The organism is Micromonospora sp. WMMD1102, from assembly GCF_029626265.1.
GTDB lineage: Bacteria > Actinomycetota > Actinomycetes > Mycobacteriales > Micromonosporaceae > Plantactinospora.
Window position 1 is genome coordinate 533,349 of record NZ_JARUBN010000001.1, and the last position, 26,632, is coordinate 559,980.

Genomic DNA, 26,632 nt, shown 5'->3' on the forward strand with positions numbered 1-26,632 from the left:
CCCGTGCCACCGTCCCGGGCGGCCCGTCCCGGGCGGCCCGTCCCGGGTCGCCTCGCACGGTCGTCTCGGCGCATGCGCGCTCAGGCACAAAGTAGATCTAGATGACTTGTGGTTGCCGCGGCAACCACAAGTCATCTAGATCTGGAAGGTGCCCCCAGCTACGAGGGCGGCGGGCCGGGCCGTCCTCGTCAGGCGGTGGCGACGAGGGTACGGGCGGCGGCGACGGGTACGTAGCCCGGCGCGGTGCCGGCGCCGGACGTGGTGCCGGGTACGCCCAGCGGGATGGCGGGGGCGCTGCCGTGTAGCAGCGACCGGTAGCTCTGCTGGAGTTCCGCCGACGGGTCGACGCCGAGCTGCTCGGTCAGGATGCCCCGCACGTCGTGGAAGGCGGCCAGCGCCTCGCCCCGGCGGGAGCTGCGGGCCAACCCGGCCAGCAGCAGCGCCCAGAGCCGTTCCCGGAGCGGATGGCGGGCGACCAGGGCGCGCAGTTCGGCCACCACTCCGGCACTGTCGCCCCGGGCGAGCCGGACCGCCAGCAGGTCCTCGGTGGCGTCCAGCCGCAACTCGCCGAGCCGGCAGCGCTGCGCGGTGACCAGCGGCCCGGTGGCACCGTCCATCGCCCGGGGCCCGGACCAGCCGTCCAGCGCCCGGTGCAGCAGCGCCTGTGCGGCCGCCAGGTCACCGGTGGCGAGCGCGGTGCGGGCCTGCCCCAGGCGCCGCTCGAACAGCTCCGAGTCGACCTGCTCGGCGCGTACGTCGAGCTGGTAGCCGGGGCAGCGGGACCGGAGTACCGGCCGGTCGCCGGGCCCGGTTCCGAGGGCCCGGCGCAGCCGTCCGAGATAGGTGTGCAGGAGGTTGTCGGCGCTGCGCGGGGCGTCCTCGCCCCACAGGTCGTCGACGAGTTGTTCCACCGAGACCGGGCCGCCCCGGCGCAGCCCGAGGATGGCGAGCAGCTCGCGCTGCCGGGCCGGGCCGAGGTAGAGCGGTCGGCCGTCCCGCTCGGCGCCGATCGTGCCGAGCAGGCGGATCCGGACCGCGCCCCCCTCCGCACGGGGCGCGGCCGGAACCAGGTCGAGGACACCCGCGGTCATCGCAGCACCTCGACCAGACCCGGGAAACGGGCGGCCAGTACGACCAGGCCGAGCAGGGCGGCCCAGAGCACCGCGTTGACCACCATCATCCGGTCCCGCAGCAGGACCCGGACCGGGTCGCCGCCCTCCCGGTGCACCACGACCACCTGGAGGTAGCGGGCCAGTCCGAAGGTCGCGAACGGCACCGAGACCAGCAGCGCGACATCGGTGTACGGGGTGACCAGCCCGCCGTCGGCCAGGTAGAACAGGAACGCGGTCACCGCCAGGGTGGCGCAGAGCACGATCAGGTATTCCAGGTACTGCGCGGAGTACGCGCTCAGGGCCGGGCGGTGTTCGGTGCCGGAGACCGCCAGCTCGTTGCGCCGCTTGCCGAGGATCAGCAGCAGGCAGAGCGCGAAGACGGCGATCAGCAGCCAGGACGAGATGTCGGTGCCGGCGGCGACGTACCCCTGCACGGCCCGGAGTACGAAGCCGGCGGCGACCACGAAGACGTCCACCAGCGGCACGTACTTCAGCCAGCGGCTGTAGGCGACGTTCAGCACCAGGTAGGCGGTCAGCGGCCACCACGGCACCGCCGGCCCGGCGAAGACGGCGGCAAGCAGCAGCCCGGTGAGGATCCCGCCGTACGCCCAGGCCAGCGGCAGGCCGATCCGGCCGGAGGCGATCGGGCGGTGCCGCTTGACCGGATGTGCCCGGTCCCGGTGCCGGTCCACCGCGTCGTTCCAGACGTAGACCAGGGCCGAGGCGAGGGTGAAGACGAGCACCGCCCAGCCGACCCTGGCCACCCCGGCCAGGGTCAGCCCCGGCGCGTCGATCAGCGCCAGCGGTACGACCAGCAGGTTCTTCGGCCACTGGTGTGGCCGGGCGAGTCGGAGCAGGTCCCGGAACAGCCCGGCCGGCGGCGGGGCGAGCACGGGCGTCGGCAGGACGGCAGGGGCGGCTCCGGCGGGCTGAACGACGAGCGGTCCGCCGGATGCGGTCGGGGGTGAGGTGTCCACTGTCTGCGTTGCGTCCACTGTCTGCATTGCGGGGTCCCCATTCGGTGGAGGAAACCGCCGGAGGAGATGCCGGCGGGTCAGAAGAAGGCCTTGGCCAGCGACAGCGCTCCCTGACGCCAGGGCTCCCGGCTGGTCCGGCCGGCGGAGCGGGTGTTCCGGGCCGTCGTCTGCTGCGCCCGCCACCACCGGTAGGTGGCGAGGATCGCGTCCTGGTTGGAATAGCGCGGCCGGAAGCCGAGCCGGTCGCGGGCCTTGTCGATGCTGACGTACGAGTCGGCGAGCAGCTTGTGCACGAGCCGGCCGTACACCGGGGAGAGGCGGGCACGTTGCAGCAGGTCGAGCACTGCCACCGCCGGCCGGGCCGGTATCGGCACCACCCGCTTGCCGTGCCCGGCGGCGTCGAGTACCGCCTGGAAGTCCTCCCGGATCGTGCCGAACTCGGCGGCGGCCAGGTTGTAGGTGTCGTTGGCGACGTCGGCCGGGGCCCGCATCGCGACGAGTACCGCGTCGACCAGGTCCTCGACGGCGAACATCTGGATCCGGACGTCGCCGGAGCCGAGCATCGGGAAGTTGCGCCCCTCCTCGGCCCACTCGAAGAGCATCGCGAACAGCCCCATCCGGCCCGGCCCGAGGAACGTCTTCGGCCGCAGGATCGGCACGCACATCCCGGCGTCCCGGAACCGCTCGCAGACCTCCTCGGCGCCGGCCTTCGCCGCGCTGTACGCGTCCACCGGCTCCCGGGGGTACGCCTCGGTGGTCGGGACCACGCTGGGCAGGCCGTAGACGGCGGTCGAGGAGATCTGCACCACCCGTTCGACCCGGTGCGCCCGAGCCGCCTCCAGCACGGTCTGCGCCCCGCCGACGATGATCGAGCGGATCTCGTCGGCCGGATAGCTGGGCAGCGCCGCGGCGGTGTGCACCACCACGTCGGCGTCGGCGACCGCCCGGCCGATCCCGACCGGGTCCCGGACGTCGGCGACGCTGTACCGGACCCCGGCCACCAGTTCGTCCGGCTCGCGCAGGTCGACGCTGTGCACCACGTGTCCCTCGGCGCGCAGCCGGCGCACCAGGCTGGCGCCGAGCATGCCGCTGCCGCCGGTCACCGTCACCACGTTCACCACAGCGCCGACACCTTCCCCTGGACGAAGCGGGTGAGCAGCTTCGGCAGCCCCTCGGCGAGGGTGGCGTCGAGGCAGTTCAGGAAGTACTCGACCTGGGCGTCGGAGACCACCAGCGGCGGGCCGACGACGAGCGGGCTGCGCCCGTTGAGCGTGTAGTAGGTGTAGATGCCGTGCTCGCGGTAGAGCGTCTCGATCACCGCGCAGGTGATCAGCTTGGTGCCGAACTGCGGGTCCTTGGCGAAGCCGCCGGGTGCCAGCTTGGCGGCGAGGTTCAGCAGCGCGGAGTCGCGGTGCAGGAAGACGCCCCAGAGCGCGCCGACGCCGGCCACGTCGGAGATCACCTCCGGGTGTTCCTTGGCCAGCCGGGCCAGCCCGGGAGCGAGGACCCGCTCGATCTGCGCCGCGCGGGCCGGGAAGTCCTCCTCGACCGCGATGTTGATCGCCTCGATCGCGGTCGCGGCCTCCTCGCCGAAGCCGTAGTAGGTGGTGCTGGTGCTCTGCAACAGCGCGTCGTTGAGGCTGTCGTAGGCTCGGCGGAAGACCGGCTCCCGGGCGACGTACGCCGAGATCGACGACTTGCCGCCGCCGAACGACTTGGAGGTGGTCAGCACGTCCGGGATCAGCCCCGGGTAGCGCATGAAGTAGAAGAGCGTGCCGGTCTTGCCCCAGCCGGTGTAGATCTCGTCGAAGATCAGCACGATGTCCTCGTCGGTGCAGAGCTGGCGCAGCCCGCGCAGGAACTCCTCCTCGCAGTGCCGCATCGTGGAGGCGCTGAACGGCTCGACGAGGATGGCGTACACGTCGCAGCCGCCGTCGGCGTTCCGGGCCGCCGCCACCTGCTCGCGCAGCACGGCCAGGTCGCCGTACGGGTAGGCGACCGTGCCGGAGATGCCGGGGAACTTGAAGTGGTTCTGCGCGCTGCCGGTGAGGCTGCCGGAGCCGAGCAGCTTGCCGTGGAAGCTGATGTCGGCGTGCATGATCGTGTTGCGCCGCCCGCCGTGGTACTTGTACGCCAGCTTCACCGCCCCCTCGACCGCCTCCGCGCCCGAGTTGGGCAGGAACGACATGTTGAGGTCGCCGGGGAGCACCGCGGCCAGGTTGTGGCTGAGCGCGGCCAGGTACGGCGAGAAGTAGGTCTTGTGCACCTCCATCCGCCGCTGCTGCTGGAAGCGTTGCCGGGCGGCCAGGATGCGCGGGTGGTTGTGGCCGTGGTTGAGCACCCCGACCCCGCCGGTGAAGTCGAGGATCTGCCGCCCGTCGCGGGTGTGCACGATCGCGCCCTCGGCGTGGTCGACCAGTTCCCGGCCGAATCCGAATGACGTCATCAGATTGACCTGGCTGCGGTTCACGTACCGCCGGTAGAGGTCGTGGACCTGTTTCACGGTCAACTCTTCGGCCTGATCCAGAGTGATCAGTTCGGGCATGGCGGGTCCTCCTGCGCGCCGGGTCCGGGTCGACCGGCGGGTGCCGGCCGTGGCGTGACCCTAGGCCGGTCGAGGCGGCCCGCGACAGGACGCAGAGCCCCTGGAAGGCAGAGTTCGTACCAAGGTCGCAGAGGGTCGTACGACCAAGGTGGTAGACGTGGCTCGATCAACGTTCGAAGCGTCTGCCACCGGGGGCGGGACCACCATTTCCCCAACCACGCCGAATCAAATCCCGACCGGGATCTTCGGCAATTCATGACCTGGGGGGATTGTCGTGAGCGTTCTTTCCGAGGTGTTGCCCGCCCCGTTGCCCGCGGCCGTGTTCCGGGAGCTGTTCCGCGCCGTCCGGCTGGCCTGGATCGAGTCGCGCCCGACGGTGCAGGTCATGTTTCAACTCCGTTTCCTGGCGGGTGCGCTGCTCGGCCTCGCCGGCTTCGCCGCCGTACCCGGTCGGGTGCTGACGCCGGGCGCGCTGGCCGGGGTCGGGATCGGCGCCCTGGCCTGGCTCTGCGCGACCTGGCACATCTATCTGCTCAACGGCCTCTGCGACCAGGTCGAGGACCGGCACAACCGGTCCGGCCGCCCGCTGGCCAGCGGCGCCCTGCCGCTGCGGGCCGCCCGGACGGTCGCCGCCGGGCTCGCGGTGGCGGCGCTCGGCTGCGCCGCGCTGCTCTCCTGGCCGATGGTGCTGGTGGTGCTCGGGATGCTCGGGCTCGGCTGGGCGTACTCGGCCGGACCCCGGCCGCAGAAGGCGAACGTGTACGGCTTCGTCCTGGTGGTGACCGCCGGCGGCCTGCTCACCTACCTGGCCGGTTGGCTGGCCGCCGGCGGGGTTGCCGCGCTCGGCGGTGGCCTGCCTCCGCTGCCCCCGTTGCCGCTGCTGGTGCTGGCCACGGCGATGTCGCTGTGGATGAGCCTCGGCGGGATGACCAAGGACCTCTCCGACGTCGCCGGGGACCGGGCGGCCGGCCGGCGCACCCTGCCGGTGGTACTCGGCGACCGGCGGGCACGCCGGCTGATGGCGGTGCTCGCGGTCGGGGTCGGCGCCGGTCTCTGCCTGGTGGCCTCGGCCCGGGTGCCGGAGCTGCTGCCGGCCGGCGTGGTGCTGCTGCTCGGTGGCGGCACGGTGGCCAGCTGCCTCGCCGCACCCGTGCCGCCGACCCGCTCCGGGGCGTCGCTGCCGGCCCGGCTCGCGGCGATGGTGAGCGGCCGGCCCGGCGAGGCGTCCGTCCAGTTCGGACGAAACCGGCTCCGGCTCCCGTACCGGGCCTTTATGGTCACCCAGTACGGCGTGCACGGCACCGTACTGGGTCAGTGCCTGCTCTGAGTGGTGCTACCGTGGTAGCGCTCCCAAAAAGGGCTCAGTCGTTGACCTACGCCACTGTCTTTCTGATCCAAATTCGGTACGGTCATCCGGACGGCTGACCGTTCGCGGTCAGTATGCCTTTCGGGGGAGGCCGGATTGGAGCCGAGGCAGCCGGACGACGAGTCGCATGGCGACACTGCTGTCCTTGCCGGGCAGATTTTCGACACATTTCGAGAACGGCTGGAGGCGGAGAACAGCGTACTGATGCAGAGCCCGGACACCGTACGCCAACTGCGGCGCCAGGTGGCGTCGATCGTGGCCGAAGTGCTGGGCCGGCCCGACCTGCCAGCCACTGGCGACAGTCCGGAGGGAGTTCCGGAGGACCCCGGGGAACCGGTGGCCGAGACGCCACTGGCGGTCCAGATCGGGGCCAGTCGGGCGCTGCGCGGCGTACACCCGGTGGAGTCGCTGCGGGCGGCGTCGGCGCTGTTCGACGCCGCCCTGCCGGTGCTGGTCGGGCCCGCGGGCCGATCCGACGGCACGGATCCGCTCGTGCTGAGCGCCGCCCTGCACCGGGCGGTGATGGACCGGGTGGCCCTCGCCTCGCTCGCCTACGTCAGCTTCCTGATGGAGAAGCTCCAGGCGTCCCGCCAGGAGGAGTGCCGCCGGATAGCCCGGGAGCTGCACGACCGGGTCGGCCACGGCATGGGTCTGGCGTTGCAGCACCTCGACCTGCACCGGCTCTACGCCGCGCAGGAGCCCGAACGCGCCGAGGTCAAGCTCGCCGCCGCCGTCGCGTCGCTGGGCGATGCGCTGCGCACCGTGCAGCAGCTCTCGGCCGAACTGCGCCGCTCGGTCGGCGCGGACGGCATCGAACGGGCGCTGCGGGCGTACCTGCGGGCCAACGTCCCGACGACGGTGCGGGCCACCCTCCAGGTGACCGGGGACGCGAAACTGCTGCCCTCCGACGTCAGCGAGGAGCTGTACCTGATCCTGCGCGAAGCGGTCCGCAACGCGCTCCGGCACGCCGCGCCGACCCGGATCACCATCGACCTGGAGGTCACCGACCTGCTGGTCCAGGCGACGGTGGCCGACGACGGCCGGGGCTTCGAACCCGGCAACGTCGCCTTCACCCAGGGCGGCGGGCTGCCGTCCATGGGGGAGCGGGCCGATCTGCTCCGGGGCCATCTCGACCTGCACAGCCGGCTCGGCCAGGGCACCCGGATCGGCGTGCGGGTGCCGCTGCGCGGGGAGCGGCTGTGACCGCCAACCTGATCCGGGTCGCCCTCGCCGACGACCACACCCTGTTCCGGCAGGGCATCCGGGAGATGCTCTCCACCGACCCGGGGATCCAGGTGGTCGGCGAGGCCGCCACCGGCCCGGACGCGGTCGGGCTGGTCCTGGCGGAACGCCCCGACGTGCTGCTGCTCGACGTGGAGATGCCGGGTCCCGGCGCCGGCCCGGTGATCCGGGAACTGCGCCGGGTCCGCCCGCAGACCCAGGTCGTGGTGCTGACCATGCACGACGACGCCGACGTGGTACGCGACCTGCTCAACTGCGGCGCCGCCGCGTACCTGGTCAAGACGATCCTCCGGGACGAGCTGGTGGTCGCGGTCCGCTCGGTGGCGAGTCGCTCCGACACGGTGCTGCTCTCGGTCTCCCGGCGTACGGTGTCGCAGCTCGACAGCCAGCGGGACCGCGCCGGCAACTCGGCGGGCCCGCTGACCGACCGGGAGCTGGAGGTGCTGACCCTGACCGCGCAGGCGTTCAGCAACGCCCAGATCGCCAGCCGGCTGCACATCACCCAGGCGACCGTGAAACGCCACCTGACCAACATCTACGCCAAACTCCAGGCGGTCTCCCGGGTCGACGCGATCCGGAAGGCGACCGCGGCCCGACTCATCGACCCCGACGGCGGCCCACTCCGGTGACGGCTTCCGACGACGTCGGACGGACACGCTCGGTAGTCGAGGTTTCCTAGAGTCCGGCTCCGGGTTCCCGCCGTAGCTTCGGGCCATGACGACCTCAGCGATCCGATCGGCGCCCGGAGCGGACCCCGGGACGACAGCGCAGTCGGGGCCGGACCCCGGGACGACGGAGGCGCCGGGGCCGGACCCCGGGACGGCAGCGCAGCCGGGGCCGGACCCCGGGACGGCAGCGCAGCCGCGCTGGTCCCGGCGTACCCGGGGACTGCTGGTGGCGGCGGTGCTGTGGCTCGGGTACGCGCTGCTCCAGCCGGTGCTCTCCGGCCGCTGGTGGCTGATGCAACTGCCCGACCTGGCCCCGCCGCTGGTATTCCTGCTCGTACCGCTGCTCCTGGCGGCGCTGGCCTGGACGGCGCGCGGCGCCCGGCGGCTGGTCGCGCTGGTCGCGGCGGCCGGCCTGGTCGCCGGTGCCGGCAACCTCGGGGTCAACTGGTACGCCCTCGGCGACCCGCCGCCGCCCGCACCGCCCGGCGCGATCCGGGTGGTCTCCTGGAACACGAGCTACTGGCACCAGAGCGAGGACCCGGCCGACTTCTACACCTTCGTCAAGAGCCAGCCGGCCGACGTCTACGTGTTGCAGGAGTACCTCTACCACGACCCGGACCGGATGTGGATGGTCGAGTACGACGACCTGGCCCGGCTGCGCCAGGAGTTCCCCGGCTACCACATCTACGCGGTCGGCGAACTTGTCACGCTCTCCCGGTTCCCGATCTCGGCCAGCCGGCCGCTCTGGGTCGATGCCGAGATGCCCGAGCTGGGCAACGAGTGGCCGGACTACTGGAAGGTCAAGACGATCCGTACCGACCTGGCGGTGGGGGACCGGACGCTGTCGGTCTACAACGTGCACCTCCAGGTGTCGGTGGACACCAGCGCCGAGCCGGTCGAGCTGATCCGCGACTCCCGGGGCCGCTTCGACAACCGCCGGTTGCAGTACCGGGCGATCGCCGACGACGTGGCGGCGAACCCGAACCAGTCGCTCGTGGTGGGTGACTTCAACACCTCGCCCTCGATGAGCGAGACCCGGGACTTCGACGGGCTGGTCGAGGACGCGATCCGGGCCGACCGCTCCTTCTACCCGGTCTCCTGGCAGACCCAGGGGCCGCTGCAACTGTGGCGGGTGGACCGGGCGTTCACCACCCCCGGGCTGGCCGTGCACGAATACGACCTGGTCGACCCGCGCGGACGATCCGACCACGCCCTGCAACGGATGCAGCTCTCGCTCGCCGCGCCGGGCAGCTGACCGCGCCACCCCGGCCGGTTCACACCCGCCGCCGGCCGGTCCACACCCGCCGCCCGGCCACCGCGCCGACGGCGCCCGATTCCCGAAGTCTGGAGGCAGACCATGACCGCAGCAGCCCTGGATACCGCCGCTACCGGCACCCGACCCTCCGCCGCGCTGCGGGTGGCCCGGGTCGTCGCCCGGGTGCACCTGGTCGTCGCGACCTGTCTGGCCGGGTACACGGCGCTCTGGGTCACCACGCTCCAGTCCAGCGAGGGGCAACTGGCCGCCACCGGGGTGAGCCGGCTGGACATCAAGCTGATGTGGTTCTCGCTGGCCGGGGTGGTGCTGCTGGCCGTCGTGGGCGCCCGGCTGCTCCGCCGGCTGCCCGGTACGCCCAAAGCCCACCGGACCGCGCTGGCGGTGCACGCCCTGGCCGTGCTCAACTGCGGCTGGCAGTCGACGATGGTCTACCAGCACAGCACCCTGGCGATGCTGCTGCCCCCACTGCTGATCGCGGCCCTCCTGCTGGTACGCCCCGACGCGGACGCCGACGCCTGACACCCGGCGGATCCGCCGAATCTGTTCAAGCACACGGCCGGCGGAACCGGCCGACACTGGAAGGACGGACTGTGCAGACGGTAGAACTCGGTCGGACCGGTGAGCAGGTCAGCCAGCTCGCGCTCGGCGCCATGCTGATGGGCACGCTCACCGACGAGGCCACCTCGGTGCGGATGCTGGACCGCTATCTCGACGAGGGCGGCAACTTCGTCGACACCGCCGACTGCTACGCCTGGTGGCCCAACCGGGGCAGCTACGGCGGGGAGAGCGAGGAACTGCTCGGCCGGTGGCTGCGCCGGTCCGGCGTACGCGACCGGGTCTTCCTGGCCACCAAGGGCAGCGCCATGCAGCGCAACCCCGAACTGCTCTGGGGCGAGGGTCCCGACCCGGACTGGTCGGTGGCCCGGGAGAACTTCGAGGGAGCCGGCGGCGACGCCCTGCGCAACGCCCTGGACGAGAGCCTGCGACGGCTCGGAGTCGACCACGTCGACCTCTACTACGTGCACGTCGACGACCGGTCGACACCGCTGGAGGAGACCCTGGAGGCGCTGGCCGGGATGGTCCGGGCCGGCAAGGTACGCCACATCGGCTGGTCGAACGTACGCACCTGGCGGCTGGAGCGGATCCGGCAGCTCTGCGCCCGGCACGGCTGGCCCGCCCCGGTGGCGGTGCAGCAGCAGCACTCCTACCTGCGCCGCCGGGCGGGGCTGGACGAAGTCTCCATCGTGGACGACGAACAGCTCGACTACCTGCGTGCACACGACGACCTGACCCTGGTGTCGTTCTCGCCACTGGTCAAGGGCATCTACGACGACCCGGCGAAGCGGGCCGGGCACTGGGCGATGGCCCCGTACGAGGGCCCGGACGCCGAGGCCCGGATCGCCGTACTGACCGAGGTGGCCGCCGAGGTCGGCCTGACCCCGAACCAGCTCGTACTCGCCTGGCTGCTGCACCAGACCTCGCCCCGGGTGGTCCCACTGATCGGCCCGCGTACCTTCGAACAGCTGGCGGCCGCCCTGCCGGCGCTCGGCGCGAAACTCAGCGGCGACCAGCTCGCTCGGCTCGACGCCGCGGGCGCCTGACCGCCCGGCCACCGGCCCTCCAACGCCATCCGGCACCGGCTTGAGGGTTTCCGCGCGGACCTGACATATCCTGGGCCGATGTGTCCGGAAACCCTCAACCCGGTGCGCGGACCCGGGGCGGGGCGGCGGAGCCCTGTGGGTCAGCCGGTGAGCAGGGGCGGTGTGCTCGGCAGGGCCCGTGTGGTGGGCGGGGCCCGGTGGTGAGCGGGGCGCCGCGGCGGCTGCGTCCCGTCGACCTCGCCCGACTGGCCGGCATCTCCACCCAGCAGGTCCGCAACTATCTCGACGCCGGGGTCCTGCCCCCGGCGTCCCGGAGCGCCTCCGGATACCGCCAGTTCGACGACCGGCACCGCCGGGCGCTGCTCACCTATCGGGCGCTGGCCGCCGGCTACGGATGGGAGACGGCCAGGGCGATCATGCACGCGGTGCACGCCGGGGACCTGCCGTCGGCGCTGGCCCTGGTCGACGCCGGTCACGCGGGGCTGCACGAGGAGCGGCGGGCGCTCGCCGAGACCGCCGCCGCGCTGGAGGCGGTCGCCGGGCAGCAGACCGAGTCGGCGGCCGTACCCCGGCTGACGCTGCGGATCGGCGAGCTGGCGGCCCGGCTCGGCGTGCGTACCTCCGCGCTGCGGGTCTGGGAGGCGGCCGGGCTGCTGGTGCCGGAGCGGGAGCCGGGCACCGGGTACCGCCGGTTCGGCCCGGCCGAGATCCGGGACGCGCAGATGATCCACATGCTGCGCCGGAGCCGCTACCTGCTGCCGCAGATCCGGCCGATCCTGGACGGCCTGCGCCGCACCGGCAGTACCGCGGCACTGCGGGCTGCCGTGGCCCGCCGCCGGCAGGAGCTGACCGGGCGGGCCACCGCGATGCTGGCCGGGTCGAGCCGGCTGCACGACTACCTGACCGCCGACGCGCCGGCCGACTGACGGCTGCCGTGTTGGGGGCGACTGCCGCTGCCGCGATCGCCGGCCCGGCCGCTGCCGCGATCGCAGGCTCGGCCGCTGCCGCGGCCGGTCGGCGGGCGCGGCTCCGCTTCGGGCTGGTCGGCCAGCGGTGCGCTGTCGGCCGGTACCCGGAGATAGGCTGCCGGGCGTGGAGTCCGTGCCGTTCCTCCTCGCCGGCCGGCCGGCGCAGGGTGCCGACCCGCTGGTGGTCCGGCATCCGTACGACGGCCGGGAGGTCGGCCGGACCAGTTTCGCCGATCCGGAGCAGGTCGAGGCGGCGGTGGCCGCCGCGGCGGCGGTGGCGGACCGGGCCGCCTCGCTGCCCGCGCACGTCCGGGCCGGCGCCCTCGACCACGTCTCCCGGCGGCTCGGCGAGCGGGCCGAGGAGATCGCCCGGCTGGTCACCGCCGAAAGCGGCAAGCCGGTCAGGTGGGCCAGGGCCGAGGTGGACCGCGCGGTAGCCACCTTCCGGTGGGCCGCCGAGGAGGCCCGGCGCTGGTCCGGCGAGGTGCAGCGACTGGACACCGAACCGACCGGCGAGGGCCGGCTCGCCCTGGTGGGCCGACTGCCCCGGGGCCCGGTGCTCGGCATCACCCCGTTCAACTTTCCGGTCAACCTGGTGGCGCACAAGGTCGCCCCGGCACTCGCGGTCGGGGCGCCGATCGTCGTCAAGCCAGCCCCGGCCACCCCGCTGACCGCGCTGCTCCTCGGCGAGCTGCTGGCCGAGGTGACCGAGCCGGACGGCCCCGGCACCGGGCTGCCGGCCGGGCTGGTCTCGGTGCTCCCGCTACCGAACGACCGGACCGGCGACCTGGTCCGCGACCCCCGGCTGCCGGTGGTCTCGTTCACCGGTTCCGGGCCGGTCGGCACCGCGATCCGGCGCTCGGTCCCGGAGAAGCACGTGACCCTCGAACTGGGCGGCAACGCCGCCGCGCTGGTCTGCGCGGACTGGGCCGGCACCGACGACCTCGACCACGCCGCGCGCCGGATCGCCACCTTCGGCAACTACCAGGCCGGGCAGAGCTGCATCGCGGTGCAGCGGGTCTTCGTGCACGAGTGGCTGCTCGACGCCTTCCTGCCCCGGCTGGTCGCGGCGGTCGCCGGGCTGGCCACCGGGGACCCGGCGGACGAGGCGACCGAGGTCGGGCCACTTGTCGACGAGGCCGCCGCCCGCCGGGTGGAGAGCTGGGTGGACGAGGCCGTCGCGGCCGGCGCCGCCGTCGAACTGGGCGGTAGGCGGGACGGCGCCAGCTACGCCCCGACCGTGCTGACCGGGGTGCCGCCGGGCTGCCGGGTGAACACCGAGGAGGTCTTCGGGCCGGTCCTGGTGGTGGCGCCGGTGCCGGACGACGCGGCCGGGTTCGCCGCCGTCAACGACTCGACGTACGGGTTGCAGGCCGGGATCTTCACACATCGCCTGGAGACGGCGTTCGCGGCGTACCGGGCGCTGCGGGTCGGTGGGGTGATCGTCGGTGACGTGCCGTCGTACCGGGCCGACCAGATGCCGTACGGCGGGACGAAGGGCAGTGGCGTCGGCCGGGAGGGGGTACGCAGCGCGATGCAGGACTACACCGAGTCCCGGGTGCTGGTGCTGAGCGGGATCGAGTGGTGACCGACCGGCCGCCGGCCCTGTCCACCGTTTCCGCCACCGTCGAGATCCCGGGCACCGTCGCCGAGGCGGTGGCGGTGCAGGACCGGCTGCGTCCACTGGCCGACCTGACCGGGCCGGGGCCGGCCGCACCCCGCACGGTGGCCGGACTCGACGTCGCGTACGCCGAGGACGGCGACCGGCTCGCCGCCGCCGTGACCGTGCTGGACACGGCCACCCTGGCGGTACTGGACACGGCGGTGGTCACCGGCCGGGCCGCCTTCGACTACGTACCCGGGCTCTTCGCCTTCCGGGAACTGCCCGCCCTGCTCGCCGCGCTCGCCCGGCTGACCGTCGAGCCGGAGCTGCTGGTCTGCGACGGACACGGGCTGGCCCATCCGCGCCGGTTCGGGCTCGCCTGCCACCTGGGTGTGCTCACCGACCGCCCGGCGATCGGCGTCGGAAAGACTCCGCTGGTCGGCTCCTGGGCCGAGCCGGACCGGCGGCGCGGCTCCTGGACCCCGCTGCGGGACGGCACCGACGAGGTCGGCCGGGTGTTGCGGACCCGGGACGGCGTCAAGCCGGTCTTCGTCTCGGTCGGGCACCGGATGGGGGTGGCGAACGCCTGCGCCCAGGTGCTCCGGCTGACCCCCCGATACCGGCTGCCGGAGACCACCCGGCAGGCCGACCGGGCATGCCGGGCCGAGCTGCGCAGATCCGTCGGGGTGTGACGGTGCGGCAGATCCGTCGGGGTTTCACGGTGCGGGGCCTCGGCTCGCTTCCGGGCGCGGGAAGCTCACCTCCGGCCACCGGCCGAGGATTCGGCGCGGGGCCGGCCGGGCAGAAGAGAGGACGGTTGCCGGCACACCGGTAGCCTGTGCCCTGATCTTGCACTGCGACGAGCGAGGTAAACATGTCGGTACGGCGTGGCGCGACCTGGCTGGGAACCGTCGGCCTGCTGGCCGGTGCGGCGGTGGCACTCGCACCCGCCCCGGCCCGGGCCGAGGGCGAACAGGTGAAGGTGCGCGCGCCGAACTCGATAAGCGCGGGCGGCTCGGCGGCCTCGGTGACGGTGAACGTCTCGATGCGCGGCGGCGACTGCGTGAACGTCCGCACCGCGCTCGCCGTGCAGCTGCCGGGGCTGACCGCCGACCGGGTCGAGGTGCGGGTCCCCGCCGGCCGCGACTGGCGGCGGGTGCCGGTCTCGGCGGCCGGGGACGGGCTGTTCGTCACGGAACGCACCGCCCCGCAGCGGCCCGAACTGTGCGCCCGGAAGAACGTCTCCAGCCGCTACCGGGTGAACCTGGCCGAGGGGGTGCCGGGCGGTCGGGTCACGCTGGTCGCCGAGGCGTACGCGGCGGGCGGCCGGCTGCTCGGCCGGGGCGGCGACGCGGCCCGGGTGACCGGACGGACCGGGAAGGCCCCGCAGCGTACCCCCGGTCTGGTGACTGCGTCGGCGACCCCGCAGGCCACCGAGGCGGCGGAGGCCGAGCCGAGTCAGGAGGTCGCGGCGGCGCTGCCGGTGCGGCCGGCCGCCGCCGAGGACTCCGGCGGGTCGCTCGGGCTCGGCGGCATGGTGATGGTGGTCGGCGTGGTCATGGTCGGGATCGGCATCGCCCTGATCGTGCTGCTGGTCCGCCGCAGCCGGGCGGAGCGGGCCCGAGCCGGTATGCCGTCCGCCGCTGCCGCCGATCCGACCGGCGCCGAACAGACCGCCCGGATCGTCCTGCTCGGCGCGGAGCCGACCACCCGGATCCCGCCGACCGGTGCGGACCCGACGACCCGGATCCCCCCGGCCGGCCCGGTCTTCCGCAGTGCGACGCTGCCGGCCGGCCCGCCGCCGGCCACCGCTCCCGGGCCACTCCCGCAGCCCGCCACGCCCGCTCCAGCCTCACCGCCCGCCGTGCCCGGTCAGGTCGCGCCGGGTGGGGTGGCCGGCGGCGACCAGACGCTGATCCTGCCCGTCTCGGCGACGACCCCGCGGCGACCGCGTGGGACGACCCCGTCCCGGCCGGCCGATGCCGCCCCGGTGCCGCCGCGTCGGGCCGGCTCGGTCGATCCCGCCGGGGTGCCGGCCGAGCAGACGGGACCGGACGCGGGCGCACCGGCGGACCCGCCCTCGACCGGTGGACCCGACGCCACCCTGATCCTGCCGCCCTCCCGCCGCCCGCCGCGCTGATCCCGCCGCCCACGGCGCTGCCGCCCACGGCGCTGCCCCCGGCAGCACCCGCAGGGTGGCGGCGTGTCGGGGTGCCGGGGGAGGTCGGTGGGGGTGGCGGGGGTTGTTCGCGGTTGGCGGATCGCCTTGGGGCAGGGCGCGGGGCCTGGCTCCGATACGCTCAGGCCGTTGACCGAGTGGCCGACCGAGGGGCGGGATTTTGTCTGATTTGTCCGCAATCGTCAAGGCGTACGACGTCCGGGGCACGGTGCCCGAGCAGTGGGACGAGCGGGCCGCCGAGGCGTTGGGCGCGGCCTTCGCGCAACTCCTGCGCACTTCCGGGGAACCGGCCGGGACCGTTGCCGTCGCGCACGACATGCGGGACTCGTCGCCGGGGCTGGCCGCCGCGTTCGCCGCCGGGGTCCGGGCCGAGGGGCTCGGGGTGCTCCACCTCGGCCTGGGCAGCACGGACCTGCTCTACTACGCCTCCGGCAGCCTCGACCTGCCCGGTGCGATGTTCACCGCCAGCCACAACCCGGCCGGCTACAACGGGATCAAGATGTGCCGCTCCGGCGCCCGGCCGATCGGCCAGGACACCGGGCTGGCCGAGCTGCGCGACCGGGCCCAGGCGATGCTGGACAAGGGCGAGACCCGGGCGGCCGACGAGCCGCTGCCGCCGCTCGAACACCGCGACCTGCTGCCGGCGTACGCCGCCCACCTGCGCACCCTGGTCGACCTGACCGGCATCCGCCCGCTGAAGGTGGTCATCGACGCCGGCAACGGGATGGGCGGGCACACCGCACCGGCGGTGCTCGGCGACACCGTCCTGCCGGCGCTGCCGCTGGAGATCGTTCCGCTCTACTTCGAACTCGACGGCTCCTTCCCCAACCACGAGGCGAACCCGCTCGACCCGGCGAACCTGGTCGACCTCCAGGCGGCGGTACGCGAGCACGGCGCCGACCTCGGGCTCGCCTTCGACGGCGACGCCGACCGCTGTTTCGTGGTCGACGAGCGGGGTGAACCGGTCTCCCCGTCGGCGATCACCGCCCTGGTGGCCGTACGCGAGCTGGCCAAGCACCCCGGCGCGGCGATCATCCACAACCTGATCACCTCCAGCGCGGTGCCGGAGATCGTCCGGGAGCACGGCGGCGACCCGGTGCGCAGCCGGGTGGGGCACTCCTTCATCAAGGCCGAGATGGCCCGCACCAACGCGGCCTTCGGCGGCGAGCACTCGGCGCACTACTACTTCCGGGACTTCTGGTTCGCCGACACCGGCATGCTGGCCGCGATGCACCTGCTGGCGGCGCTCGGCGAGCAGGACGGCCCGCTCTCGGAACTCGGCCGGGCGTACGAGCGGTACGCCGCCTCCGGCGAGATCAACTCGACGGTACCGGACCAGCGGGCCAAGCTCGCCGAGGTTCGGGCGGCCTACCCGGACGCCGAGACCGACGAGCTGGACGGGTTGACGCTGCGCTTCCCGGACGGCGCCTGGGTCAACCTGCGCCCGTCCAACACCGAGCCGCTGCTGCGGCTGAACGTCGAGGCGCCCACCCCGGACCGGATGGTGACGCTCCGCGACGAGGTGCTCGGACTGGTTCGCCGATAAGATCCATCGCGCTGGTCGGAGACCCGGCGTACCGACCTGTCGCCCGAGGAGTGGAAGGAGCCGCACGGTGGCCCTCGACCCGCAGTTGCTGGAGATCCTGGCCTGCCCGGACACCCATCACGCACCGCTGGACTACGACCCGGCGGCGCAGACCCTGACCTGCACCGAGTGCGCGCGGATCTTCGACGTACGCGACGACGTGCCGGTGCTGCTGCTGGACGAGGCGCGCGGCGGCCCGGCGGCTGCCGGAGGTCCGGCCGCGGCCGGCCCGGCGGACGTCTCCGCCGCCGCACCGGCGAGCGGTGCGCAGGGCTCGGCTGTCGCCCCGGCGGCCGGTTCGGCACTCGCCCCCGGCGGCCCGGACGCGGTCCCCGGCGGCAGCGCGGACCAGCGGTGATGGACGGTACGGCCGGTCTGCGCGGTCGCGCGGTCGCCGACGAGGCGCTGCTCGACGACGTCGCGGCGATGAACGAGAGCGACCCGGGCGGGATGCTCCGGCACACCGCCTCGGGCGGTGCCCAGGTGCGGGAGTCGGCCGCACTGGCCGCCGAGGCCAACCTCGGGGCGCTGGCCGACGAGGGCCGCCCCCGGGCGGTGGTGATCGCCGGCATCGGCACCGCAGCGCGTACCGGGGAGGTGCTGGCCACCGTCGCCGGGCCGCGCTGCCCGGTCCCGGTGATCCAGCACCGCAGCGCCGGGGTGCCCGGCTGGGTCGGCGCGGCGGACGTGGTGATCGCGGTCAGCGCCTCCGGGCGCAGTCCCGAGGCGCTCGGCGCGGCCGAGGCCGCCGCCCGGCGCGGGGCCCGGCTGGTCGCCGTCGGCGCACCCGACTCGCAGCTCCAGTCGGTGGCCGAGGGAGTCCGCGCCCCGTTCGTCCCGGTCCCCCGCCGGGCGCCGGCCCGGGCCAGCCTCTGGGCGCTGACCGTGCCGGTGCTGCTGGCCGCCCGCGCGCTCGGCCTGGTCAAGGTGAACGAGGCGGACCTGGCCGAGACGGCGGCCCGGCTGGACGCGGACGCCGACCGGTGCCGCCCGTCCGCCGAGTCGTTCGTCAACCCGGCGAAGTCGCTGGCGCTGGGCCTGGCCGGCTCGGTGCCGATCGTCTGGGGCTCGTCGCCGCTGGCCACCGCCGCCGCCCGGCGGTTCGGCGACACCCTCTCGGCGAACGCCCGTTACCCGGTGGTGGCCGGGGCACTCGGCGAGGCCGGCCGGGGCCGGGTCGGCCTGCTGGACGGGGTCTTCGGCGGTCTCGGCGAGTCGAGCCGGGACATCTTCGCCGATCCGGACGACGAGCCGAGCGGTACCCGGCTGCGGCTGGTGCTGCTCCGCGACGGCGGCCTGAACGCCGAGGACGACACCGACGAGCCGCTGGTGGTGGAGGAGCGCCGGGCCGACGCGGTGCAGACTCTCGCCGAGCGGCGCGGGGTGCGCTGCGACGTGGTGACCGCCGAGGGTGGTTCCGCGCTGGAGCGGCTCGCCTCGCTGGTCGCCGTACCCGACTTCGCGTCGATCTACCTGGCGCTGGCGCACGGCCTCGACCCGATGGCCGTACCGGCGATCACCGAAATGAAGGAGCTTGCGAACCCGTGACCGAGCAGAACACCCGGGCCGGCGCCGCCGTGGCACCGGCTCCGGCCGATCCGGCGGGGGGCCGGTCGTGAGCGCGAGCGGCGGCACCAAGGCGATCGTCGCCGCGCTGCTGGCCAACCTCGGCATCGCGGTCACCAAGTTCGTCGCCTTCGCGCTGAGTGGCTCGTCGTCGATGCTGGCGGAGTCGATCCACTCGGTCGCCGACTCCGGCAACCAGGCGCTGCTGCTGCTCGGCGGGCGCCGGGCCCGCCGCCGGGCCACCCCGGAACACCCCTTCGGGTACGGCCGGGAGCGCTACATCTACGCGTTCATCGTCTCGATCGTGCTGTTCAGCCTCGGCGGCCTCTTCGCGCTCTACGAGGCGTACCACAAGTGGCACGAGCAGCGGATACACCCGGGTGGGATCGAGTCCTGGCAGTGGTTGCCGGTCGTCGTGCTGGTGGTCGCGATCATCCTGGAGTCGTTCTCGTTCCGGACCGCGATCGTGGAGTCGAACGCGGTCCGGGGCAAGGCGTCCTGGACACAGTTCGTCCGCCGGGCCAAGGCCCCGGAGCTACCGGTGGTGCTGCTGGAGGACCTGGGCGCGCTGCTCGGTCTGGTCTTCGCCCTGGTCGGCGTCTCGATGACCCTGATCACCGACAACGGCTACTGGGACGCGGCCGGGACAGCCGCGATCGGCATCCTGCTGGTGGCCATCGCGGGCATCCTGGCGATCGAGACCCGCAGCCTGCTGCTCGGCGAGGCGGCCAACCCGGACGAGGTCCGCCGGATCGAGCAGGCGATCACCGAGGGGTCCGAGGTCGAGCGGATCATCCACATGAAGACCCTGCACCTGGGGCCGGAGGAGCTGCTGGTCGCGGCCAAGGTCGCGGTCCGGCCGTACGCCTCGGCGGCCGAACTGGCCGAGGGGATCAACACTGTCGAGGCGCGGATCCGCAACTCGGTGCCGATCGCCCGGGTGATCTACCTGGAACCGGATATCTACCGCACCGCCGAGCAGCCCGCCGACGGGGTCCCGGAACTCAAGGAGGTTTGAGCAGGTGGAGCCGCTGCACGGTCGGATCCGCGACTACGCGTGGGGGTCGCGGACCGTCCTGGCCCGGTTGCAGAGCCGCCCGGTGCCGAGCGACGGCCCCGAGGCGGAACTCTGGCTCGGCGCCCACCCCGGCGATCCCTCCACACTGGAGCGGGACGGGGCGCCACGGAACCTGGTCGACGCGTTCGCCGAGGACCCGGGTCGCTGGCTCGGCGCCGACGTGGTCGACCGGTTCGGGCAGCGGCTGCCGTTCCTGCTCAAGGTGCTGGCTCCGGAGGCGCCGCTGTCGTTGCAGGCGCACCCGGACGCCGAGCAGGCCCGGGCCGGATACGCGGCCGAGACGACCGACCCGGAGCTGACCCACCGCAACTACGTCGACCCGTACCACAAGCCGGAGATGCTTGTCGCGGTCTCGCCGTTCCGGGCGCTGTGCGGATTCCGCGACCCGAAGCACTCGGCGGACCTGCTCGACGCGTTCGGGGTACCCGCGTTGGCGCCGGTGGTCGCCGCGCTGCGCGGTGGCGTCGACGGGTTGCCGGCGGCGGTGCGTACCCTGCTCACCTGGCCGTCGTCCGAGCGGGCTGGGCTGGTCGCGGCGGTGCTGGCGGCGGAGGTCGGCGAGCAGTTCGCCGGCTCGGTCGAGCTGGCCCGGGACCTGGCCGGACGCTATCCGGCGGACCCGGGGGTACTCGTCGCGCTGCTGCTCAACCACGTCAGCCTGGCCCCGGGCGAGGCGATCTGGATGCCGGCCGGCAACCTGCACGCCTACCTGCACGGTGCCGGGGTGGAGATCCTGGCGGCCAGCGACAACGTGCTGCGTGGCGGGCTGACCCCGAAGCACGTGGACGTCCGGGAACTGCTCCGGGTACTCCGCTTCGAGGTGCTGGCCGACCCGGTGGTCAGTCCGGTCGCGGTCGGTCCCGGGGTGGTCACCTGGCCGGTGCCGGTGGACGACTTCGCCCTGCACCGGGTACGCCTCGACGGCGGGGTGCGGTCCGCCCGGCTCGACCTGCGGGGTCCCCGGATCGCGCTCTGCCTGGCCGGCGAGGTCACCGTGGCCGACGGCGCCGGTTCGACGCTGCTCGGTCAGGGCAGCGCCGCGATCGGCCGGGCCGACGGCGGCCCCGTCACCGTCACCGGCGAGGGCGACCTCTACCTGGCCTCGGTCGGCGCCCCACGCTGACCCCGGCGCGCCCCCGACCGGCGAGATCGAACTACTTCCCGGAAATGGTGGCCTCAGCCGGCGCACGAGGGGACTCTTCCCGCGATCCTGCGCGATCTTCCTCGGTTCGAGTGAGCGGGAATCTCGAATCGGCTTGACATCAACTTCGCGCAGTGTGACGCTGTGAGTACGTAGCGTTATCGTGACGCAGGTCCGAGACACGCGCGGGGAACCAAACCGGGGGGATGCGCGGGGCGGCCGGAGGCTGGGCGGAACACCGCTCGGAACCGACCGCCCCGTGCGCTGTCCCGGCGGCAGTGGCCCAGCGGTCAGGTCAGCCGGGTGACGCCGGTCCGCCCCGCTCTGTCCAGTTTGCGACCCGGCCGGGGTCCGTCGCCGTACGCCCGGGGCGTAACGTGGAGAGTCGCGCCGCAGACCGTACGACAGGAGCCTTCATGACCAGCACTCTCCCGGCAACCGCGGGTGGTTCGTCCGCCGCGTCCCGCCCCGGCTCTGTCGCCGAGGGCGACTACAAGGTGGCGGACCTCTCGCTCGCCGAGTTCGGGCGCAAGGAGATCCGCCTCGCCGAGCACGAGATGCCCGGCCTGATGTCGATCCGTCGCGAGTACGCCGCCGAGCAGCCGCTGCGCGGTGCCCGGATCACCGGCTCGCTGCACATGACGATCCAGACCGCCGTGCTCATCGAGACCCTGGTGGCACTCGGCGCCCAGGTCCGCTGGGCCTCGTGCAACATCTTCTCCACCCAGGACCACGCGGCCGCCGCGATCGTGGTCGGGCCGGACGGCACCCCCGACGCCCCGTCCGGGGTCCCGGTCTACGCCTGGAAGGGCGAGACCCTCGAAGAGTACTGGTGGTGCACCGAGCAGGTGCTGCTCTGGCCGGACGGCCAGGCGCCGAACATGATCCTCGACGACGGCGGTGACGCCACCCTGCTGGTGCACCGGGGCGCCCAGTTCGAGGCGGCCGGCGCGGTGCCGCCGGTGGAGAGCGCCGACTCCGAGGAGTACGCGGTCATCCTTGACCTGCTGCACCGCTCGCTCGCTCAGGACGGCCAGCGCTGGACCCGGGTCGCCGCCGGCATCAAGGGCGTCACCGAGGAGACCACCACCGGCGTGCACCGGCTCTACGAGATGCAGCAGAACGGCACGCTGCTCTTCCCGGCCATCAACGTCAACGACTCGGTCACCAAGAGCAAGTTCGACAACAAGTACGGCTGCCGCCACTCGCTGATCGACGGCATCAACCGGGCCACCGACGTGCTGATCGGCGGCAAGACCGCGGTCGTGCTCGGCTACGGCGACGTCGGCAAGGGCTGCGCGGAGTCGCTGCGTGGCCAGGGTGCCCGGGTGATCGTCACCGAGGTCGACCCGATCTGCGCGCTCCAGGCCGCGATGGACGGCTACCAGGTCGCCACCCTGGACGACGTGGTGGAGACCGCCGACATCTTCATCACCGCCACCGGCTGCTTCGACGTGATCCGCAACGACCACATGGCCCGGATGAAGCACCAGGCGATCGTCGGCAACATCGGCCACTTCGACAACGAGATCGACATGGCCGGCCTGGCCAAGCGCTCCGACGTGCAGCGGATCAACATCAAGCCGCAGGTGGACGTCTGGCAGTTCGACGACGGCCACTCGATCATCGTGCTCTCGGAGGGCCGGTTGCTGAACCTGGGCAACGCCACCGGGCACCCGAGCTTCGTGATGTCGAACTCGTTCGCCAACCAGACGATCGCGCAGATCGAGCTCTTCACCAAGACCGACCAGTACCCGGTCGGCGTCTACACGCTGCCGAAGCACCTGGACGAGAAGGTCGCCCGGCTGCACCTGGACGCGCTCGGCGCCAAGCTGACCGAGCTGACCAAGGAGCAGGCCAGCTACCTCGGCATTCCGGTCGAGGGGCCGTACAAGTCGGAGCACTACCGCTACTGAGCAACGGGTGGGCCCGCCGGATCACCGGTGCGGCGGCCCGCCGGGTGGACGATCGACGAGCCCGGGTCGGCAGGGGACTGCCGGTCCGGGCTCGTCGGTCGTCAGGGTCGGCGGCGGGGGCGGAACCAGCTCCAGAGGCAGTAGACGAGCCAGGCGATCGCCACCGCCGTGGCGAGCGGGCGCAGGCGCAGCGCGTTCAGCGCGATCACCAGCGCCAGCACCAGGAGCCAGGGCAGGAACGCCTTCACCGGCTCGACCTCTCCGGCTCGGCGGCGGGACTGACCGCCGCGGGGCGTACCAGTGCCGGTTGCGACAGCACCGGATGCGCCGCCGGTGTCGCAACCACCCCGGTCGGGACTGCCGTGCTCGGGCCCGCGCCGGTCGGGACTGCCGCGACCGGGGCTGCCGGTCGGACCGGGGTCGGGGGGTCGGTGGCCGGTGCGGCGAGTTCCGGCCAGAGGGTCGCGGCCACCGAGCGGGTGCCCGCCAGCCGCTGTCGCGCCCGCGCGTGCCGCTCGGCGAGTACGGCGGCCAGGTAGGCCCACTCGGGCACGCCGGGCGGGGGAGGTGGTGAGGTCACCGCCGCCACCTCCGCCCAGAGTGACCGGGTCAGCCGGCGGCGGGAGTCCCGGGTCAGCGTCGAGGTCCGACTGAGCAGTTGGCGTACGGCCAGCGCCAGGTCGTCGTCCAGCCGGGTCAGGTCGAGGGTTGCCGCCCAGCCGGCCAGCGGCGGGACCATCGTCGGCAGGTAGTTGGTGCCGGCCGGACTCCGGTCGTGGATGACCAGGGTGCCGGCGGCCAGGTCGCCGAGTCGCCGTCCCCGGGGATCGGTGAGCATCACCGTCACGCCGACGGCCCAGGTCAGCAGCGGCAGCACCAGTCCGGGCCACTCCACCGCGACCCCGACCAGGCTGCGGGTCATCGCCTGCCGGAAGCCGACCCGGCCGCCGTCGGCGCGTACCACCCGGAGCCCGACGGCCAGCTTGCCGAGGGTACGGCCGGAGTTGAGGGTCTCGCAGGCGACCGGGTAGCCGACCAGGAGCAGCACCACGCCGACGGTCTGCAACCCGGTCAGGGCGGCCCGGTCCAGCACCGCCGAGTCGACCAGGGAGTCGAGCAGGATCCCCGCGCAGGTGACCAGGATGACCGCCAGGGTGAACTGCACCAGGACGTCGAGGAGCAGCGCCAGCATCCGCGAGCCGAGCCGGGCGGCCCGGATGTCCAGTTCGACCGCCTCGCCGCTGACCAGCCCGGCGTCCGTGCCGTACCCGGTCGGGTAGCCCGGCCGTCCCGGAGCCGACTTCGGCGGTTGCGCTGTCACCCGCACAGTGAACACTATGGTCGCGAACCCTGGAGGAGCGAGTTGGATCTCGACGCGTACACCGCCGAGCACGACCGGGAATGGCGGCGGCTGGCCGAGCTGACCGGACGGTACCGGCTCGACGCCGACGAGGCCGACGAGCTGATCGCCCTCTACCAGCGGGCCGCCACGCACCTGTCGGTGGTGCGCAGCCGGTCACCCGATCCGGTGCTGGTCGCCCGGCTCTCCCAACTGGTGCTGGCCGCCCGGGGCAGGCTGGCCGGCCGGACCGGATTCTCCTGGGCGGCGGTCGGCCGGTTCTTCTCCACCGGCTTCCCGCTGGCCGTCTACCGGGCCTGGCCGTGGTGCTCCGCCGTCGGCGCCGGGTTCGTGCTGGTCGCCGGCTTCCTGATGTACTGGACGGCCGGGCATCCGGAGACCGCCGCCGCGCTCATCGGCGAGGACGCGGCGGCCGAGGCGTTCGAGGCCCGGTTCGTCGGCTACTACAGCGAGTACTCCGCACCGAGCTTCGCCTTCCAACTGTGGACGCACAACGCCTGGGTCGCCGCCCGCTGCCTCGCCTCCGGCATCCTGGTGCTGCCGGTCTTCTACCTGCTGTGGCACAACGCCCTGAACATCGGCGTGACCGGCGGGGTGCTCGCCGCCTACGGCCGTACCGACGTCTTCTTCAGCATGATCACGCCGCACGGCCTGCTGGAGCTGACCGGGATCTTCGTGGCGGCCGGCGTCGGCCTGCGGATCGGCTGGTCCTGGATCGCGCCGCCGCCCGAACTGACCCGGGGCCAGGCGGTGGCCCGGGCCGGTCGTGCCGGTGTCGGGGTCGCGGTCGGCCTGGTGGGGCTCTTCGCGGTCGCCGGGCTCATCGAGGCGTTCGTCACCCCGGCGGCGGTCCCGACCGGGATCCGGGTCGGCATCGGCGTGCTCGCCTGGCTCGGCTTCCTCGGTTACGTCGGCTACTTCGGCCGCCGGGCGGCGCTGCGGGAGAGAACCGACCGGGTCGCCGCGGCGTGATCGCGGGTGGCGCGGCAAGCCTGACCCGGTGGGCGGGGCCACCAGGCCGGTCGCCGGGCCACTGGCCACTGGCCGGTGGGCGGGGCGGGCCACTGCCTGGTGGGCGGGGCGGCTCAGAGTTGGCCGAGGGCCTTGAGCCGCAGGTAGGTGTCGGTGACCGCCGGCGCCAGCCGGTCGGCCGGGGCGTCCACCACGGTCACCCCGTGCCGGGCCAGCGCCGCGCGTACCCGGTCCCGGTCGCCGAGCGCCCGCCAGGCCGCCGCCGCCGCGTAGGCGTCCTCGACCCGAACCGGTGTCCGGGTGGTCAGCTCGGTCAGCACCGGATCGTGCACCGACGCGACGATCACCCGGTGCCGGGCGGCCAGCCGGGGCAGCACCGGCAGCAGCCCCTCGCCCAGGGCACCCGGTTCCAGGGCGGTGAAGAGCACCACCACCGAGCGCTGTCGCTCGCGCCGGAGGATCTCCCCGGCGACCAGGTCGAAGTCGGTCTCCACCAGGTTCGGCTGGAGCGGGGCGAGCGCGTCGACAAGCCGGGCCAGCAGCGTCGACTGGGCACCGCCGGTCAACGCCACCCGGACCGCGCTGTCCACGGCCAGCAGGTCGACCCGGTCGCCGGCCCGGGAGGCGAGCGCCGCCAACAGCAGGGCGGCGTCGATCGCGGCGTCCAGCCGGGGCTCGTCGCCGACGCGTACCGCGCTGGTCCGTCCGGTGTCGAGTACGCAGACCACCCGCCGGTCCCGCTCCGGCCGCCAGGTCCGGACCAGCACGTCGGCCCGCCGGGCGCTGGCCCGCCAGTCGACCGAGCGCACGTCGTCGCCGACCACGTACTCGCGCAGGGTGTCGAACTCGGTGCCCTGGCCCCGCCCCCGGGCCACCTCGGTCCCGTCGATGATCCGCAGCCGGGCCAGCTTCTCCGGCAGGTGCCGCCGGGACTCGAACCGGGGCAGCACCCGCAACGTCCACTCCGGAGTCGACGGCCGCCCGGCCCGCTGCCGGAACGCCAGCCCCAGCGGCCCGTACGAGCGCAGCGTCAGCCGCAGCGCCGGCCGGTCACCGCGCCGGGTCGGGGTCAGCCGGCTGGGCAGCTCCACCCGGTCACCGGGCTCGACGCGTACCGCCGGGGCGCCGGGGAAGTCGAAGCGGGCCCCGGCGGACGGCACCCAGGCGTCCCGGAGGACAGCCCGCAGCGGCCGGTCCGAGGTGTTGTGCAGCCGCAGCGTGACGGTGGCGGTGTCGCCGAGCCGGACAGCCCGGTCGCCGTCCCGGCTCGCCTCGACCGCGCCGGGCGGGGCGGCCAGCCACCAGTCGAAGACGGTGAGCACCAGCACCGCACCGGACATCACCAGCACGCCGAGCCACGGCGCCGGCCAGAGCGGCAGGGTCAGCGCGCCCGCGCCGAGCAGCACCGCCGCCCGTCCCGTCATCGTGCCGCTCGTTCCGTCATCGTGCCGGCTGTCCCGTCATCGTGCCGCCCGTC

General features: G+C 73.7%; 23 protein-coding genes and 1 pseudogene. 17 read left to right on the forward strand and 7 right to left on the reverse strand.

Annotation, left to right across the window (positions count from 1 at the left end; translation table 11 throughout):
- Positions 1-188 precede the first annotated feature (188 nt).
- Genes O7626_RS02640 through O7626_RS02655 form a run of 4 tightly spaced genes read right to left on the reverse strand, consistent with a single transcriptional unit; the run spans position 189 to position 4,535 of the window.
- A complete protein-coding gene (locus O7626_RS02640) occupies positions 189-1,091 on the reverse strand; it encodes a BTAD domain-containing putative transcriptional regulator (protein WP_278058869.1) in 903 nt (300 codons plus the stop codon).
- The gene (locus O7626_RS02645) at positions 1,088-2,116 is read right to left on the reverse strand and encodes a UbiA prenyltransferase family protein (RefSeq protein ID WP_278058871.1); all 1,029 of its coding nucleotides are present in this window, start codon (positions 2,114-2,116) and stop codon (positions 1,088-1,090) included. The genes O7626_RS02640 and O7626_RS02645 overlap by 4 nt, the downstream gene beginning before the upstream one ends.
- Positions 2,117-2,166: 50 nt before the next feature.
- Complete coding sequence (locus O7626_RS02650) at positions 2,167-3,210, reverse strand: NAD-dependent epimerase/dehydratase family protein (protein WP_278058873.1); 1,044 nt, start codon at positions 3,208-3,210, stop codon at positions 2,167-2,169.
- Complete coding sequence (locus O7626_RS02655; protein WP_278066037.1) at positions 3,204-4,535, reverse strand: aminotransferase class III-fold pyridoxal phosphate-dependent enzyme; 1,332 nt, start codon at positions 4,533-4,535, stop codon at positions 3,204-3,206. The genes O7626_RS02650 and O7626_RS02655 overlap by 7 nt, the downstream gene beginning before the upstream one ends.
- A 373-nt stretch (positions 4,536-4,908) precedes the next feature.
- Here O7626_RS02655 and O7626_RS02660 point away from each other — a divergent pair, with 373 nt between their 5' ends.
- From O7626_RS02660 to ahcY, 16 genes and pseudogenes are all read left to right on the forward strand, one after another.
- Positions 4,909-5,961 (forward strand): UbiA family prenyltransferase, encoded by a 1,053-nt coding sequence (locus tag O7626_RS02660; protein WP_278058875.1) that lies wholly within the window; start codon positions 4,909-4,911, stop codon positions 5,959-5,961.
- Between the two features lie 135 nt (positions 5,962-6,096).
- Positions 6,097-7,203 (forward strand): ATP-binding protein, encoded by a 1,107-nt coding sequence (locus O7626_RS02665; RefSeq protein ID WP_278058877.1) that lies wholly within the window; start codon positions 6,097-6,099, stop codon positions 7,201-7,203.
- On the forward strand, positions 7,200-7,871 hold the full coding sequence (locus O7626_RS02670) for a response regulator transcription factor (protein WP_278058879.1): 672 nt from the start codon (positions 7,200-7,202) through the stop codon (positions 7,869-7,871). The genes O7626_RS02665 and O7626_RS02670 overlap by 4 nt, the downstream gene beginning before the upstream one ends.
- Positions 7,872-7,956: 85 nt before the next feature.
- On the forward strand, positions 7,957-9,165 hold the full coding sequence (locus O7626_RS02675; protein ID WP_278058881.1) for an endonuclease/exonuclease/phosphatase family protein: 1,209 nt from the start codon (positions 7,957-7,959) through the stop codon (positions 9,163-9,165).
- A 102-nt stretch (positions 9,166-9,267) separates the two neighbouring features.
- Positions 9,268-9,705 (forward strand): hypothetical protein, encoded by a 438-nt coding sequence (locus tag O7626_RS02680; RefSeq protein WP_278058883.1) that lies wholly within the window; start codon positions 9,268-9,270, stop codon positions 9,703-9,705.
- 71 nt (positions 9,706-9,776) lie between these two features.
- Complete coding sequence (locus tag O7626_RS02685; protein WP_278058886.1) at positions 9,777-10,787, forward strand: aldo/keto reductase; 1,011 nt, start codon at positions 9,777-9,779, stop codon at positions 10,785-10,787.
- A 200-nt stretch (positions 10,788-10,987) separates the two neighbouring features.
- Entirely contained in the window at positions 10,988-11,713 is a 726-nt protein-coding gene (locus tag O7626_RS02690) for a MerR family transcriptional regulator (protein WP_278058888.1), read from the forward strand.
- A 166-nt stretch (positions 11,714-11,879) separates the two neighbouring features.
- Positions 11,880-13,343: an aldehyde dehydrogenase family protein gene (locus O7626_RS02695; protein WP_278058890.1), complete on the forward strand. Its 1,464-nt coding sequence runs from the start codon at positions 11,880-11,882 to the stop codon at positions 13,341-13,343.
- A gap of 44 nt (positions 13,344-13,387) precedes the next feature.
- A complete protein-coding gene (locus O7626_RS02700) occupies positions 13,388-14,050 on the forward strand; it encodes an endonuclease V (RefSeq protein WP_278066038.1) in 663 nt (220 codons plus the stop codon).
- 182 nt (positions 14,051-14,232) lie between these two features.
- A complete protein-coding gene (locus O7626_RS02705) occupies positions 14,233-15,498 on the forward strand; it encodes a hypothetical protein (protein WP_278058892.1) in 1,266 nt (421 codons plus the stop codon).
- 199 nt (positions 15,499-15,697) lie between these two features.
- On the forward strand, positions 15,698-17,083 hold the full coding sequence (locus O7626_RS02710; RefSeq protein WP_278058894.1) for a phosphomannomutase/phosphoglucomutase: 1,386 nt from the start codon (positions 15,698-15,700) through the stop codon (positions 17,081-17,083).
- Positions 17,084-17,150: 67 nt separating this feature from the next.
- A pseudogene (locus O7626_RS02715) lies at positions 17,151-17,324 on the forward strand (Trm112 family protein); the annotation flags it as partial.
- A 152-nt stretch (positions 17,325-17,476) separates the two neighbouring features.
- On the forward strand, positions 17,477-18,670 hold the full coding sequence (locus O7626_RS02720; RefSeq protein WP_278058897.1) for an SIS domain-containing protein: 1,194 nt from the start codon (positions 17,477-17,479) through the stop codon (positions 18,668-18,670).
- Positions 18,671-18,737: 67 nt separating this feature from the next.
- Entirely contained in the window at positions 18,738-19,706 is a 969-nt protein-coding gene (locus O7626_RS02725; protein ID WP_278058899.1) for a cation diffusion facilitator family transporter, read from the forward strand.
- 4 nt (positions 19,707-19,710) lie between these two features.
- On the forward strand, positions 19,711-20,889 hold the full coding sequence (manA, locus tag O7626_RS02730; RefSeq protein WP_278058901.1) for a mannose-6-phosphate isomerase, class I: 1,179 nt from the start codon (positions 19,711-19,713) through the stop codon (positions 20,887-20,889).
- A 434-nt stretch (positions 20,890-21,323) separates the two neighbouring features.
- Positions 21,324-22,823: an adenosylhomocysteinase gene (gene ahcY, locus O7626_RS02735; RefSeq protein WP_278058902.1), complete on the forward strand. Its 1,500-nt coding sequence runs from the start codon at positions 21,324-21,326 to the stop codon at positions 22,821-22,823.
- A 101-nt stretch (positions 22,824-22,924) separates the two neighbouring features.
- On the opposite strand, the gene O7626_RS02740 is transcribed toward ahcY, so the two are convergent.
- Together O7626_RS02740 and O7626_RS02745 are read right to left on the reverse strand one after the other, a co-directional pair.
- Entirely contained in the window at positions 22,925-23,071 is a 147-nt protein-coding gene (locus tag O7626_RS02740) for a hypothetical protein (protein WP_278058905.1), read from the reverse strand.
- A complete protein-coding gene (locus tag O7626_RS02745) occupies positions 23,068-24,144 on the reverse strand; it encodes an RDD family protein (RefSeq protein ID WP_278058907.1) in 1,077 nt (358 codons plus the stop codon). The genes O7626_RS02740 and O7626_RS02745 overlap by 4 nt, the downstream gene beginning before the upstream one ends.
- 42 nt (positions 24,145-24,186) lie before the next feature.
- Between O7626_RS02745 and O7626_RS02750 the strand changes: the two genes are divergently transcribed.
- Positions 24,187-25,155, forward strand: a complete 969-nt coding sequence (locus O7626_RS02750; RefSeq protein WP_278058909.1) for a stage II sporulation protein M — start codon at positions 24,187-24,189, stop codon at positions 25,153-25,155.
- A gap of 113 nt (positions 25,156-25,268) precedes the next feature.
- Here O7626_RS02750 and O7626_RS02755 read toward each other — a convergent pair whose 3' ends face one another.
- A complete protein-coding gene (locus tag O7626_RS02755) occupies positions 25,269-26,579 on the reverse strand; it encodes a DUF58 domain-containing protein (protein WP_278058911.1) in 1,311 nt (436 codons plus the stop codon).
- Between the last annotated feature and the right edge of the window lie 53 nt (positions 26,580-26,632).

Coding starts and splice junctions, on each gene's coding strand:
- O7626_RS02640 (WP_278058869.1), bottom strand. CDS start 1,091: ATGACCGCGGGTGTCCTCGACCTGGTTCCGGCCGCGCCCCGTGCGGAG.
- O7626_RS02645 (WP_278058871.1), bottom strand. CDS start 2,116: ATGCAGACAGTGGACGCAACGCAGACAGTGGACACCTCACCCCCGACC.
- O7626_RS02655 (WP_278066037.1), bottom strand. CDS start 4,535: ATGACGTCATTCGGATTCGGCCGGGAACTGGTCGACCACGCCGAGGGC.
- O7626_RS02675 (WP_278058881.1), top strand. CDS start 7,957: ATGACGACCTCAGCGATCCGATCGGCGCCCGGAGCGGACCCCGGGACG.
- O7626_RS02680 (WP_278058883.1), top strand. CDS start 9,268: ATGACCGCAGCAGCCCTGGATACCGCCGCTACCGGCACCCGACCCTCC.
- O7626_RS02705 (WP_278058892.1), top strand. CDS start 14,233: ATGTCGGTACGGCGTGGCGCGACCTGGCTGGGAACCGTCGGCCTGCTG.
- ahcY (WP_278058902.1), top strand. CDS start 21,324: ATGACCAGCACTCTCCCGGCAACCGCGGGTGGTTCGTCCGCCGCGTCC.
- O7626_RS02755 (WP_278058911.1), bottom strand. CDS start 26,579: ATGACGGGACGGGCGGCGGTGCTGCTCGGCGCGGGCGCGCTGACCCTG.